11 protein-coding genes are annotated in these 17,031 nt (G+C 69.6%); 8 read left to right on the forward strand and 3 right to left on the reverse strand.

What is annotated here, in order from left to right; translation table 11 throughout:
* The first annotated feature begins 106 nt into the window (after positions 1-106).
* On the forward strand, positions 107-1,300 hold the full coding sequence (gene chrA / locus NFC98_RS15065) for a chromate efflux transporter (protein ID WP_254275734.1): 1,194 nt from the start codon (positions 107-109) through the stop codon (positions 1,298-1,300).
* Between the two features lie 10 nt (positions 1,301-1,310).
* Here the strand turns inward: chrA and NFC98_RS15070 are convergent, their stop codons facing one another.
* On the reverse strand, positions 1,311-2,261 hold the full coding sequence (locus NFC98_RS15070) for an esterase family protein (protein WP_254275735.1): 951 nt from the start codon (positions 2,259-2,261) through the stop codon (positions 1,311-1,313).
* A gap of 152 nt (positions 2,262-2,413) precedes the next feature.
* Here NFC98_RS15070 and NFC98_RS15075 point away from each other — a divergent pair, with 152 nt between their 5' ends.
* Positions 2,414-3,430, forward strand: a complete 1,017-nt coding sequence (locus tag NFC98_RS15075) for an acyltransferase family protein (RefSeq protein WP_254275736.1) — start codon at positions 2,414-2,416, stop codon at positions 3,428-3,430.
* 97 nt (positions 3,431-3,527) lie between these two features.
* Positions 3,528-4,421 (forward strand): universal stress protein, encoded by an 894-nt coding sequence (locus NFC98_RS15080; RefSeq protein ID WP_254275737.1) that lies wholly within the window; start codon positions 3,528-3,530, stop codon positions 4,419-4,421.
* 22 nt (positions 4,422-4,443) lie between these two features.
* Here the strand turns inward: NFC98_RS15080 and NFC98_RS15085 are convergent, their stop codons facing one another.
* Together NFC98_RS15085 and NFC98_RS15090 are read right to left on the reverse strand one after the other, a co-directional pair.
* Positions 4,444-6,159, reverse strand: a complete 1,716-nt coding sequence (locus tag NFC98_RS15085) for a formate--tetrahydrofolate ligase (RefSeq protein WP_254275738.1) — start codon at positions 6,157-6,159, stop codon at positions 4,444-4,446.
* A 38-nt stretch (positions 6,160-6,197) separates the two neighbouring features.
* The gene (locus tag NFC98_RS15090; protein ID WP_254275739.1) at positions 6,198-6,911 is read right to left on the reverse strand and encodes a DUF3581 domain-containing protein; all 714 of its coding nucleotides are present in this window, start codon (positions 6,909-6,911) and stop codon (positions 6,198-6,200) included.
* A gap of 141 nt (positions 6,912-7,052) precedes the next feature.
* Here NFC98_RS15090 and NFC98_RS15095 point away from each other — a divergent pair, with 141 nt between their 5' ends.
* The 5 genes from NFC98_RS15095 to NFC98_RS15115 all read left to right on the forward strand — a co-directional run bounded on the left by NFC98_RS15095 (position 7,053) and on the right by NFC98_RS15115 (position 17,023).
* On the forward strand, positions 7,053-10,538 hold the full coding sequence (locus tag NFC98_RS15095; RefSeq protein WP_254275740.1) for a DUF748 domain-containing protein: 3,486 nt from the start codon (positions 7,053-7,055) through the stop codon (positions 10,536-10,538).
* A 152-nt stretch (positions 10,539-10,690) separates the two neighbouring features.
* Positions 10,691-12,175, forward strand: coding sequence for a sodium:proton antiporter NhaD (nhaD, locus tag NFC98_RS15100; RefSeq protein WP_254275741.1), 1,485 nt, complete (start codon positions 10,691-10,693; stop codon positions 12,173-12,175).
* 392 nt (positions 12,176-12,567) lie between these two features.
* On the forward strand, positions 12,568-12,963 hold the full coding sequence (locus NFC98_RS15105) for a hypothetical protein (RefSeq protein WP_254277856.1): 396 nt from the start codon (positions 12,568-12,570) through the stop codon (positions 12,961-12,963).
* Entirely contained in the window at positions 12,932-14,152 is a 1,221-nt protein-coding gene (locus NFC98_RS15110; protein ID WP_254275742.1) for a hypothetical protein, read from the forward strand. The genes NFC98_RS15105 and NFC98_RS15110 overlap by 32 nt, the downstream gene beginning before the upstream one ends.
* A 45-nt stretch (positions 14,153-14,197) precedes the next feature.
* Positions 14,198-17,023 (forward strand): EAL domain-containing protein, encoded by a 2,826-nt coding sequence (locus NFC98_RS15115; protein WP_254275743.1) that lies wholly within the window; start codon positions 14,198-14,200, stop codon positions 17,021-17,023.
* Positions 17,024-17,031: the final 8 nt, after the last annotated feature.

Below are 17,031 nucleotides of genomic sequence, written 5' to 3' on the forward strand. Positions count from 1 at the left end.
CAGGCTTGCGGCGCTCGCTCCTCCTGACTGGCACTCTACGGCATGCCGGCCGGGGCTGCCCACCGCCCCGCCGCCGGCGCCATCGTTTCCGACACCTGGAGTTCCCATGAACGATACACCCCGGGGCCGCCTCGCCGAGGTCTTTCGCGCCTTCCTGGTGCTGGGCCTGACCTCCTTCGGTGGCCCCATCGCCCACCTGGGCTATTTCCGCAACGAATTCGTGGCCCGGCGCCGCTGGCTCGACGAGCGCGCCTATGCGGACCTGGTGGCGCTCTGCCAGTTCCTGCCCGGCCCGGCCAGCAGCCAGGTCGGCTTCGCCCTGGGCCTGATGCGCGGTGGCCTGCCCGGGGCCCTGGCCGCCTGGGCGGCCTTCACCCTGCCCTCGGCGCTGCTGCTGGTGCTCTTCGCCCTGGGCGCGGCGAGCCTCGACGGCCCCCTGGGCAGCGGCCTGATCCACGGCCTGAAGATCGTGGCGGTGGCCATCGTCGCCCATGCGGTGTGGGGCATGGCGAGGAACCTCTGCCCGGACCGGACCCGCGCCACCATCGCCGTGGGCGCGGTGCTGCTGGTGATCGGGGTGGGAGGGGCCATGGGCCAGGTCTCGGCCATCGTGGTCGGCGGCCTGGTGGGGCTCTGGGCCTGTCGCGATGGCGGGGCGCCGGCGAACGACGCCCTGCACCTTCCAGTATCGCGCCGCGCGGGCCTGGGCTGCCTGGGCCTCTTCGCACTGCTGCTGGTCGGGCTGCCGCTGCTGGTGATGGCCGGCACCGGGCCGGGCATCGCCCTGGTCGACGCCTTCTATCGCGCCGGCGCCCTGGTGTTCGGCGGCGGCCACGTGGTGCTGCCGCTGCTCGAGGCCGAGATGGTGCAGGGCGGCCGCGTCGCCGCGGACGACTTCCTGGCGGGCTACGGCGCCGCCCAGGCGGTACCGGGGCCGCTGTTCACCTTCGCCGCCTACCTGGGCATGGTCACCGCGGGAGGCGGCCTGGCCTACGCGCTGCTGGCGCTGCTGGCGATCTTCGTGCCGGGCCTGCTGCTGCTGCTGGCCGCCCTGCCCTTCTGGAACGCCCTGCGGGCGAGGCCCGCGGTCCAGGCGGGGCTGCGTGGCGCCAATGCCGCAGTGGTGGGCCTGCTGGGGGCAGCGCTCTACCAGCCGGTATGGACCAGCACCATCCTGGGCCCGGCGGAGTTCGCCCTGGCCCTGGTGGGGTTCGCCCTGCTCGCGGTCTGGAAACTGCCGCCCTGGGCGGTGGTGCTGGTCTGCGGGCTGGGTGGCATGGCGCTGGGCATGGGCGGCTGAGCCGCAGGTGTCAGCGGTCGGGCGTCGGGGCAGGCACCTGGGCATCGTCGGTCTCCAGCGGCACCGGTGCCTGGAGGTGGCGGGCCATGAAGCTGAGCCCGCGCGGCAGGCTAGCCCGCCACACCCGCCAGGTGTGCCCGCCGGGCAGCACATCGAGGCGCACGTCGCCTGGCTGGCGGGGCTCCAGGGCATGCTGTACCAGGCGCGCATGGTGCGCCGCGTTGAGCCGGTCGCGGTCGCCGGCGGTCAGATAGACGGGAACGGTGAGCTCCTGGGCGAGGTAGTCGTCCAGATGGGCGGTGTAGTTGCTGCGCTCCCACAGCTCGGCATCGAAGCTGCCGTCACGCTGGAAGGAGGGGTGGCGCCAGGCGGAGGAGTTCTCTGGCGGCAGCGGGTGGTAGCTCGCCGGGCTGAAGGCGGCAACCGCGGCAAACATCTCGGGGCGCTCGAGGGCAAAGTTGAGGGCCCCGAAGCCGCCGGCGGACAGCCCGGCCACCCCGCGCCACTCGCGCTCGGGGACCACGTGCCAGCTCTCCTCGATGTGCGGGACCAGATCCTCGAAGAAGGCGGTACGGGCCGCCTCGTTGTGTCCGTCGATCCACCAGCTCTCGGCCCCCGGCATGACGATCACCACCGGCGGGATGACGCCCAGCCGGATCAGCCGGTCGGCGGTCTGGCGGAGCCGCCCGCCCTGGACCCAGTCGGTCTCGCTGCCGAAGGAGCCATGCAGCAGGTAGATGACCGGATAGGCCTGGTGGGAGACCGCATAGCCCCCGGGCAGGTAGAGGGTGTAGGGGTAGTCGCGCTGCAGGGTCTCCGAGGCGAAGCGCTGCTGGCTGACCTGGCCGGCAGCGGCCGCCGGTGACGCCAGCAGCACGGAGAGCAGTATCAGGCTGGCCGAGAGCAGGGTCGCGGCCCGGCGGGTCCCGTGACGCCTGAAGGCCCGCTGTGACAGTCGCATGGCACTCCTCCTTGATGGGCACGGGGCACGGCGCACCGCCGAGCCCTTGGGGAATTCCTGAGGCTCGAGGCGGTCAGACCGGAGTTGATGGATGATGTTCCGCGGGCCATGCTGCACGGGCCTGCCTCACCGCCGCCTGCCGTGGAGACCCCATGAAACGAATCGAGGAAATCTACTGGCTGCGCTTCTATGGCTGCCTGGCGGTCTTCCTGTTTCATCTGGTCGGGCGCATCGAGGACAACTACCTGCCCCATCTCACCCTGGACCTCGCGCGCATTCCCCTGGTGCTAGGCACCCCGATCTTCATCTTCATCTCGATCTTCCTGTTCTCGGCGCGCTACGGCAACGCGGTGCCCCGGGACTTCCTGGCCAACCGCTTCAAGTACATCATGGTGCCCTACCTGGTCTATGGGCTGATCTACTCCCTGGCCGAGTACCTGCGCCTGCTGGCCCGTGGCGAGGACCCGAGCTTCGGCTACCACATGACCGAATACCTGGTGTTCGCCGGCTGGCATGGCTACTTCCTGATCATCGCCATGCAGTTCTACGTGATGTTCTGGGCCTACAATCGTTTCGACCTCAGGCGCTGGCTCCCCTCCGGGCGCTGGCTGGTGGTCGGCGCACTGATCAGCATGGGCTACTGGGGCTTCTTTCGCTGGCAGGCCATCGAGCCGCCGGGCTACCTGCACTGGATCGCGCCGGTGGGCTGGATCTACCTGTTCTTCCTCGCCCTGGTGCTGGTCGACGCCTATCCGGACCTCGACCGCCAGCGCTGGTTTCGCCGCTTCTCCCACCCGGCCTGGCTGGTGGCCACGGTGGCGGTGATCGTGGCCTTCACGCTGCGCGGCGAGCTGGCTTACTCCTCCAAGGAGACCTGGGTGGTGCCGCTGTTCCTCTTCGCGGCGCTGTGGGCCATGGGCTGGCTGGCCGGCCGGCCGGCCACCCCGCTGGTGAAGAAGGTCAACGAGTTCTCCTTCGGTATCTACCTGGCCCACCCGCTGTTCTTCTCGATGGTGGACTTCGTCACCTGGCAGGTCGAGGTCCCGCTGTGGCTCTACGTGCCGGCGCTGGCGGTGGTCGGCATGAGCGGCTCGATCTTGCTCAACCGGCTCGTCAACCGCACCCACTGGAGCGGGCTGATGTTCGGCAAGCGCCTGCGGGTGGCCTGAGCCGTGGGGGGCGAGACGCCGGGTTCCACCGGCTGCTAATCTAGCACCAGGCGCCACCTGTCGGGCGCCGCATCCATCTGACGAGGGAGAGAAGTCGATGAGTGAGCAGGTCTCGCAGGTGATCGTGCCAGTGGATGGCTCGCCCACAGCCGCCGCGGCGGCCCGTCATGCCAGCCTGCTGGCCCGGCTGCTGGATGCCCCGCTGCAGCTGCTGCACGTGATGCCGCTCAACCCGGCCGAGCTGAGCGATATCCCGGCCAACCGGCAGCCGGACGCCGACCATGACCGGGCCATGCGCCAGGAGATGGCCGTCGAGGCCTTCGCCCTGGCCCGCCGGGCGATCGATCCGGCGCTGGAGCTGGACCCCACCGAGGCGGTGCTCGAGGATGCCACCTTCATCCGCCATCCCGAGCGGGCCATCGTCGACCATACGCGCCGTCATGGCGGCTGCCTGCTGGTGATGGGCGCCCGCCACCTGAGCGATGTCGGCAAGTTCATGCAGGGCAGCGTCAGCAACGAGGTCGTGCATCGGGCCCGCTGCCCGGTGACCATCGTGCATGCCGACGCCAGCATGCTGGAGGCCTCGCGCATCGGGCGCATCCTGCTGCCGGTGGATGGCTCGCGCCACTCCCACAAGGCGGCCTGGCTGGCCGGCGACCTGGCGCGCGCGGCAGACATCCCGGTGGAGCTGATCTTCTGCCAGCCCGGCGGGCAGGTCGCCGCCGAGGAGGACGAGGAGAGCCAGGCCGAGCGGGTCTTCCGCCTGGCCCGCGAGGCCGTGGGCGAGATTCCCGCCGGGATCGACGAGCAGCTGCTGCACCAGGAGCGCTTCGCCGAGGCGATCGTCTCCCGCGCCCGTCACCACCTGGAGGAGGCACCGATGATCGTCATGGGGCGCCGGGGCCTGGGCAAGTGGCGCGAGTCCCTGCTGGGCAGCGTCAGCCACCGGGTGATCGACCTGGCCCCCTGTCCGGTCACCGTCGTGGTCTGACCGCGCTCGCCCCGGGCCGGCCTCAGGCCAGGCCGGTGACATTCCCCTGGGCATCCAGGCCGATGCCCAGGGCCGCGGGCTGCCGCGGCAGCCCGGGCAGCGTCATCAGCCGCCCGCAGATCGCCACCACGAAGCCCGCCCCCGCCGAGAGCCTCAGCTCGCGAACCCGCAGCCGATGGCCCTCGACCAGGCCGCCGTCGGCCGGATCGTCCGAGAAGCTGTACTGGGTGCGGGCGATGCAGACCGGCAGGCGACCGTAGCCGGCGCCCTCGAGATGGGCCACCGCCTGGCGGGCCTCGGCGGAGAGTTCGATGCCGCGGGCGCCGTAGAGCCGGGTGGCCACGGCCGTCAGCGCCTCCTCCAGCGGGGTGCCGTCCGCATACAGGGGGGCCACCGCCTTGGCCCCCTCCTCCAGCCTCTCCATCACCCGCCGCGCCAGCGACAGGGCCCCCTGTCCCCCGCGCGCCCAGTGGTCGCAGACCTCCAGCGCAACGTCGAGCCGCTCACAGCAGGCCACCAGCCGCTCACGCTCCTCGGCGCTGTCCGTCGGGAAGGCGTTGAGCGCCACCACTGGCGAGAGGCCGAAGCAGCGGGCCACCGCCACCTGGCGCGCCAGGTTGCCGAGCCCCCGCGTCACCGCCTCGGGGTCGGGGCGGTCCATGGCCTCGCGGCTCGCTCCGCCGTGGAAGCGCAGTGCCCGCAGGGTGCAGACGACCACCACCGCATCGGGGGTGAGGCCCGACTGCCGCGACTTGATGTCGACGAACTTCTCCAGCCCCTGGTCGGCGCCGAAGCCGGCTTCGGTGACCACCACCTCGCCGAGCGCCAGGGCCGCCCGGGTGGCCACCAGCGAGCTGCAGCCATGGGCGATGTTGGCGAAGGGGCCACCATGGATCAGCACCGGGCTGTGCTCGAGGGTCTGAACCAGGTTGGGGGCCAGGGCATCGCGCAGCAGCACCGCCATGGCCCCGACCGCCTGCAGGTCCGCGGCCGTCACCGGGGTGTCGTCCTTCCGCCAGGCCACCACGATGCGCCCCAGGCGCCGCTGCAGGTCGTCCAGGTCCTCCGCCAGGCAGAGGATCGCCATGATCTCGGAGGCGGCGGTGATCTCGAACCCGCTCTCGTGCTCATCCCCGCGCGCCTCACCCAGCGCGGTGCGTACCCGACGCAGGGAGCGGTCGTTGAGGTCGAGCACGCGCTTCCAGGTCACCCGCTCGGGGTCGATGCCCAGGGCATTGCCCCAGTAGAGGTGGTTGTCGACCAGGGCGGCCAGCAGGTTGTGGGCCGCGGTCACCGCGTGGAAGTCGCCGTTGAAGTGGAGGTTGATGGCCTCCATCGGCACGACCTGGGCGTGGCCGCCGCCGGCGGCACCGCCCTTCATGCCGAACACCGGCCCGAGCGACGGTTCGCGCAGGCAGGCCAGCGAGGTCACCCCCAGTCGGTTGAGCGCATCGACCAGCCCGACGCAGGCCGTGGTCTTGCCCTCGCCGGCGGGGGTGGGGGTGATCGCCGAGACCACGACGAGCCGCCCGCGGGGTCGCTGGCGCAGCGCGTCGAGCAGGTCAAGGGAGAGCTTGGCGCGATGGTGGCCGAAGGGGATCAGGTGCTCCGGCGCCAGCCCGAGGCGCGCCTCGGCCAGCGTCAGGATGGGCTCGAGCCTGGCCCGGCGGGCGATCTCGATATCCGTGGGTGGGGCGGCGCTACCCGCGGCCTCTCCCCGCTCGACATTCCGGGACATGCATCACCTGCTGGCCGGCATCGAGGCCGGCGCGGTCGTCAGGCCTCGGTCTCGTAGGCCGCCTTGAGCCGGTAGAACTCGGTCACGATCTCGTCCATGGCGGCCGGGTCGTAGTCGCACAGGCCGCTGACCACCAGCTTCTTGGAACCGGTGCCGATCGGCTCGCCGCTGGCCCGGATGCGGAACTCCAGCAGGGCGTCGCCGCGCTTGCCGCTGACCGCCAGGGACGAGCGGGTCAGCTCCAGCGCCGGGGCAAGGCCGTCCAGCCGCTCCAGCGAGAAGCCCATGCTGTCGTAGATCACCAGCGGGCGGCGCGGATTGAACATCACCCCCTTCTCCTCCAGCAGCGGCTTGAGGTAGTGGGGGAAGTTCTTGCCGGAGAAGGCCACGTAACAGCGGGTGAAGGCCTCGACCACGGCCTCGTCGCGGGTCACCTCGCCGCTGCGCTCCACCTCCAGATAGCACTTGCCGGCGTCGTCACAGACGCGGATCCGGCCATCGTCGTGCTCCTGGAAGCAGAGCGGGGTGCCGTCGCCCACCATGCTGAGGAAGCGGAAGCTCATGGTCTGGGAGAGCCCGAAACGCGCCAGCACCAGGGCGAAGAGCAGGTCACCCGGAACACAGAAACGTCGTGCATCCGGATTGTGGATGGGGTTGTAGTCGCCGGCGACTCCCTTGGCGAAGCGACTGGCCTGCTCCGCGGAGATGCGTACGCGCCCCCCTGCCAGCGTATGGAATTCATCGAGAAACATGCGTGGTGTGCCTGCCCTGCGTCGTTGGCGGTCCGTATCCTGCCGGCAGCTGCCGGTGCGCCGATGATGCCATAAAACCCTGGCCAACGGAGCCATGCCGCGCGCTACCATGGGGGAATGCACCCAAGGAAGCGGTCTGCCATGTCGCCACCGACCCCCGACACCCCGCGCCGGACTCGCCGCTGGATGTGGCTGCCGGCCCTGCTCCTGCTGCTGGCGGCCGGCCATGTCGCCGGTTTCCACTGGCTGCTGAATGCCGCCTGGCCCCAGGCCTGGCTCTCCGACCGCATCGGGCTGTCGATCGAATGGGAAGCCGGCCATAGCCTCTGGCCCGGCCGCCTGAGCCTCACGTCGCTGCGCCTGGCCAGCGACGATCCGGCGCAGCCGCTGGAGATCGACGTGGCCCGGGCCGACCTCGAGTTATCGCTGCCCGCGCTGCTCGCCGGGCGACTGGAGCTGACCCGCGGCACGGCCGAGGGGCTGCGCGCCCTGCGCCTCGGCCACTATCGCCTCGAAGGCGACGGCAGCCTGGCCGTTGCCGGGCTGCGCCTGGCGCCCGACCGGATCGAGGCCGACACCCTGGCGCTCAGCCTGGCAGAGGCCAGCATCCACCGCGGCCCTACCGTGCTGGCCAACGAGATCGCCCTGGATACCGACCTGCGGCTCGAGGCCTTCCACCCCCGGCAGCCGGTGGACCTGGACGCCGCCCGCCACCTCTCGGGCCACCTTTCGCTGGCGGCCACGGCGGATGCCTGGGACGTCTTCGCCCCCTACCTGAGGCAGCTGGAGTGGCTGGACCTGGCCGGCCATGGCGAGCTGGCCGGTGAGCTGACCCTCGAGCGGGGGGTACTGGCACCGGGCAGCGAGCTGGTGCTCGACTCGCCTTCGCTGCAGGTGGAGCTGGATGAATCTCTCCTGCTGACCCCGCGCGAGGCCGATGCGCCGCCCCCCGACGCGCGCCAGTGGACGGTGGTCGGGGAGGCCCCGGAGCGGCACCGCCTGATCGGCGCCGGGCGCATCACCAGCCGGATCGAGGCCGGCGACGAGGGCCCCGAGGCTCGGCTGGAGGTCACCCTGCACGAGATGGTCATGCAGCGGGCAGGGCTGGCCGACCCGTTCATGACCAGCGAGACGTTCCGGCTGGCCGCGACCCTGCCCGGCGCCGACCTCGCCGACGCGCCCCGTCGCCTGACGGAGGCGAGCCTGGAGTGGGATGCCGCCCGCCTGCCCAATGTGGGAGCGCTCTCACCCTACCTCCCGGAGGGCGGCCCGCTCTCCCTGCTGAGCGGCGGCGCCGCCCTGGACGGACGACTCGACTACCGGGATGGCGTCCTGGCGGGCGCCTTCCAGCTCACCGGCAGCGCGGTGGACCTGCGGCTCCTCGGCCAGCGCCTGAGTGGTGACATGACGCTCGACCTCAACCTCGCCGAGCTGGATCCCGGCGCACGCCGGCTCGACCTGGGCGGCTCTCGACTGCGCCTCTCGGCCAGCGGCGAGCGGGACGAGGCCCCGCTGACCACCGAGCTGACCCTCGAGGAGGCCCGCCTGACCTCCGCGCTGCCGCTGTCGCTGCTGGTCAACCCATCGGCCCCCCCCCCGCTGAGCGGCCGGGTGGCCCTGCGGGGTCGGGTCGGGCAGCTGGATGTGCTCGACGGCTTCCTCGACCGGGTCATGGGGGACAACGAGATCCTGCTGGAGGGCGACGGCGAGCTGGCGGCCAGCCTCGACCTCGAGCAGGGACGGATTGCCGCCGGCAGCCGAGTGGCGGTGACCACCGACTCGCTGGGCATCGCCGTGCTGGGCCTGGAGGCCCGGGGGCGCGGCAGCCTGGCGGCCAGCTGGCAGCCGGCCCTCGGCCGCGCGCGGGGGCGCCTGGATGCCAGGGTCGAGGAGGCCCGGGTGGACCGCGTGCGGGATGGGCGCAGGATGATGCAAGGGGGAGAACTGTCGCTGGTGGCCGAGAGCGAGCTGCTCGACCTCTCGCCGACCCTCTCCCTGCCGACCCTGCGCGTCGAGTGGCAGGGAGCCGAGATGCCCGATGTCGAGGTGCTGCAGGCCTACCTGCCCTCCGGCGTGCCCTTCCGGCTGGACTCGGGACGCGCCGAGACACACGGGGAGCTGTCGGTGGAAGCCGGACGGGGCCGGGGGCGGATCGAGCTCGCCGGTCAGCGCATCGCCGGGGAGCTGCTCAACGAGGCCTTTGCCGGCGAACTGTCACTGGCACTGCGGGTCGGCGAGGCGAGCCTGGACGGCTCGTCCCTGGACCTGTCGGGCAGCCGGCTGGAGATCCAGGCGGGCGAGGCCAGCGTCGCTGCGGAGGATCGCCTGCGCACGCTGCTGGTCGCACGGCGGGCCGTCTTCGGCCCGCTGCCGTTGCCGGACCAGCCGGCAGAGAGCCAGCCGATGTCGGGCGAACTCAGCCTGGAGGGCCTGATCACCAACCTCGGCGTGCTGGATGACTTCCTGCCGGCGGCCCATGGCCTGACGCTCGCCGGTGGCGGACGCTTCGTGGCGGACCTGGCCCTGGACCAGGGGCGGCTGCTGCCGGACAGCCGCCTGGAGGTGGCGGCCGACGAACTCGCGGTGGGCTTCCTCGACTACGAGGCCAGCGGCCGTGGCGAGCTGCGCCTCGATCTGGAACGGGCGGCCGACGAAGGGCCGGACCCGAGCGCGCGGCTCCGCCTGTCGCTGCCGACCTTCGACCTGCGCCAGCTCGGCGACGCACGCCCCCATATCCACGGCCGCCATTTCCAGCTGGAGACCCGCCTGCCGAGGCTGCGCCTCGATGCCCCCTCGGCCAGCCTGCAAGGCGTCACCACCCGCATCCAGCTGCCGATCGCCAACGTCGATGACCTGGCACGCTACAACGACTACCTGCCCGCCGATGCCGGGCTGGAGCTGCTGTCCGGGCGTGCGGGCCTGGAGGCCGACCTGACCCTCGAGGGGCTCGAGGTGCGCGGCGACCTGACCCTGCAGGCCTTCGATGCCGGCCTTCGCCTGGCCGACCAGCGGCTGGCCGGGGACCTGCGCCTGGACGCCCGGCTGCGTGACGGGGACCTGGCGGGCAGGCACTTCGATGCCGCCGGTTCCGTGCTGCGCCTGGACAACATCTCCCGCGAGGATGCCAGCGGCCAGCGTGACGCCGGCTGGTGGGCCCGGCTGGTGCTGGAAGAGGGGAAGCTGACCTGGACCCAGCCACTGGTACTGGAGGCTCGCCTGGGGCTGTCCCTGCGCGACAGCGGCCTGCTGGCGCGCCTGTTCTTGGCTCGTGCCCGCGAGCGTGACTGGCTCGGCAGGCTGCTGACGGTGCGCCAGGTCCAGGGCAGTGCCCGACTGACCATGGACGACCGGGGGGTGTCGATGAGGGACATCCGCCTGGAGGGGGGCAACCTCACCCTGCTGGCCAACCTGCTGATGCGCGACGACGACCTGTCCGGCGATTTCTATGCGCGCCTCGGTGCGCTGGGCGTCGGACTCGCCCTGGAGGATGGCGAGACCCGGCTGAGGCTTTGGCAGCCGAAGCGCTGGTTCGATCAGGGCACGGTCGGGGAAGGCGACGAGGAGGCCATGGTGGAGGCCGACCCCGATGCCTGGCGCGAGCGGGCCCAGCAGCAGGGCACGCCCTGAACCGCCTTTATTAGCGTCACCCGCTATGCAAAACCGGCATGCCCGGGACGGGGGAATACCCATTTCGACGCATGTTGCATCGCATCACGCCATGTTAATATCGTCGCGCTTTTTCCCCCTCCCCCACCCATCCTCTTCAGGACACTTCAGCCATGCTGACAACCTGTCGCTCAACCCAACGGCCCCGGCGCCCCGCCTGGTGGCCAGGATTCCTCGTGCTCGCTGTACTCGGCCTGCTGTTCAGCCCCTCCGCCCACGCGGTGACCGGTGCGCTGGACATGACGGGCTCCCTGGTTGGCCTGGTGGCCGTGAGTATCTTCGTCCTCGCCTATGCCCTCGTGATGGGCGAGGAGAAGCTGCACATGCGCAAGTCCAAGCCCGTGCTGGTGGCCGCCGGCATCATCTGGTCGCTGATCGGCTGGGTCTACGTGCAGGCCGGCATGCCCGACGAGGCCGAGCACGCCTTCCGCGAGACCCTGCTCGAATTCACCGAGCTGATGCTCTTCCTGCTGGTGGCGATGACCTACATCAACGCCATGGACGAGCGTCGGGTCTTCGATGCCCTGCGCTCCTGGATGGTCCGCAAGGGCTTCAGCTACCGCCAGCTGTTCTGGATCACCGGCGTGCTGGCCTTCGTCATCTCGCCCATCGCCGACAACCTGACCACCGCCCTGCTGATGTGTGCGGTGGTGACCAAGGTCGCCGAGGGCGACAAGCGCTTCATCAACCTCTGCTGCGTCAACATCGTGGTGGCTGCCAACGCCGGCGGCGCCTTCAGCCCCTTCGGCGACATCACCACCCTGATGGTCTGGCAAGCGGGCCTGGTGAAGTTCTACGAGTTCTTCGAGCTGCTGGTCCCCTCGCTGGTCAACTACCTGATCCCCGCCGTGGTGATGAGCGCCTTCATCAAGAACCGCAAGCCCGACAGCGTTCAGGAGGACGTCTGGCTGAAGCGGGGCGCCCGGCGCATCATCGCACTGTTCCTGCTCACCGTGGCCACCGCCGTGGCCTGCCATACCCTGCTGCACCTGCCGCCGGTGCTGGGCATGATGACCGGCCTCGGTTACCTGCAGTTCTTCGGCTACTACCTGCGCCGTACCCTGCCGCGCTCGCTGGAGAAGAAGCGCACCCGCTACACTCGCCGCGGCGACGACAAGAAGTTGGCCCAGCTCGGCAGCGTGGTGCCCTTCGATGTCTTCAACCGCGTGGCGCGGGCCGAGTGGGACACCCTGCTGTTCTTCTACGGCGTGGTGATGTGTGTCGGGGGGCTCGGCTTCATGGGCTACCTGAGCATGCTCTCCGAGGCCCTTTACTCCGGTTGGGGAGCCACCCAGGCCAACATCGCCCTGGGCCTGATCTCGGCGGTGGTGGATAACATCCCGGTGATGTTCGCGGTACTGACCATGCAGCCGGAGATGTCCCACGGCCACTGGCTGCTGATCACCCTGACCGCCGGCGTCGGCGGCAGCCTGCTCTCCATCGGCTCCGCCGCCGGCGTGGCGCTGATGGGCCAGGCCCGCGGCAACTACACCTTCATGGGGCACCTGCGCTGGGCCCCGGTGATCGCGCTGGGCTATATCGCCAGCGTGATGACTCACCTCTGGCTCAATGCCCACAGCTTCACCATCTACGGCTGAGCCTCCCTGCCCGGCGGCACGTCGCCGGGCAGCCCTTCTGCTTCGCCCGTTGAAGCAAACTGCTTTACATTGAATTCCAGTGATGTAGCGTATTCGGACATGACGGCCGAATCGGCATAGTCGCGGCGCGAGAACCACGACATGCCACGGGATCATTCGAACGGCCACGCGGTTTACGCAGGATAGAGGCATCACGGACCCCATCCCGGCGGCCGGCGGTCTTCCGCCACCACCGCTCCGGGGCCGGCGTGGATCACCTTACAGGGAACCCGATACACCATGTTGACTCCTGTCTCGTCGCGCCCTCATCGAGCGGCAGCACGATGCGCCCCCCTCCGCCATGAGGCCGGCAAGTGGCGTGGCTGAGGCATTGCCTGCTCCTCGCCCTGCTGATGCTGGCAGGGACGACGCCCGTCGTGGCCGACGAATCGCCGGTGCTGCTGGTGGCCCATGCCGACGTCAACACCCGCCAGCTGACCCGCGACACCACCCGCGCGATCTTCGCCATGCGCCAGCGCACCTGGCCGGACGGCCAGGCGGTCCGCGTCTTCGTGCTGGCCAATGATCACCCCCTGCATGCGCGCTTCGCCAAGGAGCGACTGGCCGTCTTCCCGCACCAGTTGCAGCTGGCCTGGGACCGCATGGTCTTCTCCGGCACCGGTCAGGCACCCACAAGAGTCTTCACCCAGGTAGAGATGCGCGAACGCATCGCCAGCACCCCCGGTGCCCTGGGCTATCTGGAAAGGGAGTATCTGGATGATCGCGTCCAAGTCATTTCGGTGGAGTAACTGCTGTGTCGCCGTCGCCACCGGCTCCCTGCTGCTGGCGGCCAGCCCCGACCGGGCCGTGGCGGAAAGCGACATGCTGGACACCCTGCAGCTGCATGGCTTCCTCAGCCAGGCCCTGGTGATCACCGACCGCAATGACTTCTTCGGCCCCAGCAGCAGTGATAGCGGCAGCCTGAAGTACACCGAGATCGGGGCCAACGCCTCGATCCGCCCCCATCAGGACGTGCTGATCGCCGCCCAGGTGCTGAGCCGCCGTGCCGGCGGTGACGGCAGCGACGCCAGGCCGGTCCTGGATTATGGGGTGGTGGATTACCAGATGATCTCCAACCAGCAGCGTACCTTTGGCGTTCAACTCGGTCGCAGCAAGAACCCCTTCGGCTTCTACAACCAGACGCGTGACGTGGCCTTCACCCGCCCCGGCATCCTGCTGCCCCAGTCCATCTACTTCGACCGGACGAGATCGCTGGCACTGTCGGGAGATGGACTGGCCGTCTACATGGAGGAGCGGGTTCCCACCGGCACCCTCCGTGCACAGATCGGCATCGGTGACCCGCAGGCCGGTGACGACCTGCGAAGCACCCTTCGCCTGGATAACGTACCGGGGTCACTCGACCCGAAACGCTCCGCCATTGGCCAGGTTCGCTATGAGCATGATGGGGGGCGTGTCGTTGCCGCCATCAGCGCGGTTGATGCCAATGCGCGCTTCGACTCCTCGTTGCCGGGGCTCAGTGATGGGGACTTCTACTTCAAGCCCTGGGTCCTCTCGTTGCAGTACAACGCGGAGAACTGGAGCCTGACCGGCGAGTATGCCTGGCGAAACTCCGGTCTCGAGAACTTCAATAACCCCGCCGTGAACTTCGATGTCACCGGCGAGAGCTGGTACGTGCAGTACACCCGCCGCTTCCATGACAGCTGGCAGTGGCTGGTGCGCTACGACAGCCTGGTCAGCAATCGTGACGACCGTTCGGGCACGGCGTTCGAGGCCAGCGGCGCCGGCCCGGCCCACAGCCAGTATGCCCAGGATCTGACCCTGGGACTGCAGTGGAACCTCAATCCCCGCGTCATGATGGCGGCTGAGTATCACCATGTGGATGGCACCGGCTGGCTGCCGATCCAGGACAACCCTGATCCGTCGGAGACCAGCCGGCGCTGGAACATGCTGCTCTTCCAGCTCTCGCTGCGTTTCTGACAAGACCTGCAAGTGGCTGGTATCCATGGTTCGGGAACCCCAGGAATGAGCAACCCCAAGGCCTACAAGACCCGCCTCAGCCTGACCTGGCGGGTCATCGCCCTGAACAGCCTGCTGCTGCTGGCACTGGTGCTGCTTTTTTCCTGGCTGGGCCATGCCAACCTGACCCGCCAGTTCGAGGAGAGCCGCGCGCAGCACGGGGAGCGCCAGATGCGAGAGATCCGTCTGGCCCTGTCACGCTCGGAGGAGAGCCTGCGCCAGCTGGCCGCGTTGGCCGCAGCCGCCCAGGGCCTGGGGCGCGCCCTGGAGGTGGGCGACAATGGCGATATCCTCGACGCGCTGGCAGCCCAATGGCCCACCCTGCAGCTCGAGGGTGGAGTGGATGAGATCCTGATCTTCGATGCCGAGGGCATCCAGCAGGCCGACTGGGGAGAGAGCCAGGCAGAGAACGAGCGGCCGATTCAGGAGTGGGTCCGCCAGGTCATGGCCTCCGAGATGCCGCTCACCGCCCTGCGCTGTTCCACGGACTGCCGCCAGTATGCCGCCGTGCCGGTGTTGGTCGAGGGCGAGAGTGCCGGCACCGTCATTCTCTCGCGCTCCCTGGCCGACGTGACCCGCCAGGCCCAGCAGGTCTCCGAGAGCGACGTGGCACTGCTGGTCGTCGGCCCCATGGCCTCTCGCGACCTGGAGTCCGAGCGCCACCTGGCTGGATGGCGTGGCCACCTTGTGGCGCTGACCCGCCAGGAGCAGAACCTCCCCATGCTCAGGGAGGCCTCGCAGCAGGCGTCGATTCGTGAGCTGGTGGAAGCGCCGCTGCGCCTGAAGCACCGGGGCAGCGACATCGAGCTCAGCGCCGTGCGCATGGATGAGGACGGCGACCGGCGGACGGTCGGCTACTTCCTGATGGCGTCCGACATCACCCAGCAGATCCGGGCTATCCACCAGGATACCCGCAACCTGATCCTGGTCGGCCTGGGGGGCTGGCTTGCCGCCGAACTGCTGCTGCTGGCCATCCTGCTGACCCCCATGGCGCGCCTCAGGCGCATCTCGAGTGTCCTGCCGACCCTGGCCCAGGGCGGATTTGCCGAGGCCCGCGCTGCCATCCGCCGTCCCAGGCGCCGCCTCGCCGACGAGATCGATATCCTGGAGGGCACCACCCTCGAGCTCGCCAACCAGCTGGAGACCCTGGAACAGGAGGTCACGGCACGCGGCGAGCAGCTGGCCGAGCGGGTCGACGATCTGGCCCGCGAGCGCGACTTCATCGGCAGCCTGCTCGACACGGCACGGGTGTTCATCGTCACCCAGGATACCGACGGGCGGATCACCCTGGTCAATGACTATGCGCTCTCGGTCATGGCCACCCGCGAGGAGGTGCTGCTCAAGCGCCTCTTCGACGATGTCTTCCCTCCCGAGAGTCCTGCCCTGTCGATGGCGCCTCCCGGCGCGCCGCAGGAGGAGCGGACCCTGGAAACCGCGGATGGCCGCCAGCGCACCATCGCCTGGTACCACGCCCCCCTGCCCGCCGGCGCCAACGGGCGGCCTGCACGGATCTCCGTCGGCCTCGATATCACCGAGCGCAAGGCCGCGGAGGCACGGCTCACCTGGCTGGCCGAGCGCGACCCCCTGACCGGGCTGTTCAACCGCCGCTACCTCCAGGATGCCCTCTGCGCCGCACTGAAGCGTGGCCGGCATGGCGCCCTGCTGATGATGGACCTGGACCAGTTCAAGGACATCAACGAGCTGAGCGGCCACCAGGCCGGCGACCAGCTGCTGCGCAGGGTCGCCGGCGTGCTGTTCGAGGAGTTCGGGCACCGCGGCACCATCGCCCGACTGGGGGGGGACGAGTTCGCCCTGCTGCTGGAGGGGGCCGATGAAGACCTGGCCGTTCGTGTCGCCCAGCAGCTCAACCAGGTGCTGGAGTCCATCGGCTTCAACGCGGGGGAGAGGCGCCACCGGGTCGCCGCGAGCACGGGCATCGCCCTCTTCCCGAGCCACGGCGACAACCCGATCGACCTGATGGCCAGCGCCGACATGGCGATGTACAAGGCCAAGGGCTCGGGCACCCAGCGCTGGCACCTGCTCTCGACGGTGGAGAATGCCAGGGACGAGCTTCAGGAACGGGTCTACTGGGAAGGGCGCGTGCACCGCGCCCTGGAAGAGGACGCCTTCGAACTGATGGTACAGCCCATCGTCCGCCTGGAGGATCGCGATGTCCGGCACTACGAGGTGCTGCTGCGGATGCGCGATGACGATGGCGAGCTGGTCTCACCGGGGCGGTTCATCCCGGTCGCCGAGCGCAGCGGACAGATCATCCCCCTGGACCGCTGGGTGCTGCATCGCAGCCTTGCGCTACTGGGCCAGCTGAGGGACCGGGGCGTCAGCCTCGCGGTGAACCTCTCGGGGCAGTCACTCCACGACGACGGGCTCAAGCAGTACCTGGCCGACGAGATCGCGGCCAGCGGCGCGGACCCCAACTACCTGATCCTCGAGATCACCGAGACCGCCGCCGTCACCGACTTCTCCACCGCCCGGGGCGTCCTGCAGGCCATTCGCGACCTGGGCTGCCGTACGGCGCTTGACGACTTCGGCGTGGGCTTCAGTAGCTTCCACTACCTGGGTCAGCTACCCGTGGACTTCATCAAGATCGACGGCAGCTTCATCCGCAACCTGCCGGTCAGCGCAGAGAGCCGGGTGATCGTCAGGGCCATCGCCGATATCGCCGCCGGCTTCGGCAAGCAGGCCATTGCCGAATTTGTCGACCAGGAGGCCCTATTGCCGATGCTGAAATCCTATGGCATCGCGTTCGGACAGGGCTTTCACCTGGGCAGACCCATCCGACTCGAGGATGCATTCGGCAAAGAGGTAGGCTGATATGATGG

Source organism: Halomonas sp. 3H, from assembly GCF_024206005.1.
Classification (GTDB): Bacteria; Pseudomonadota; Gammaproteobacteria; order Pseudomonadales; family Halomonadaceae; genus Halomonas; species Halomonas campaniensis.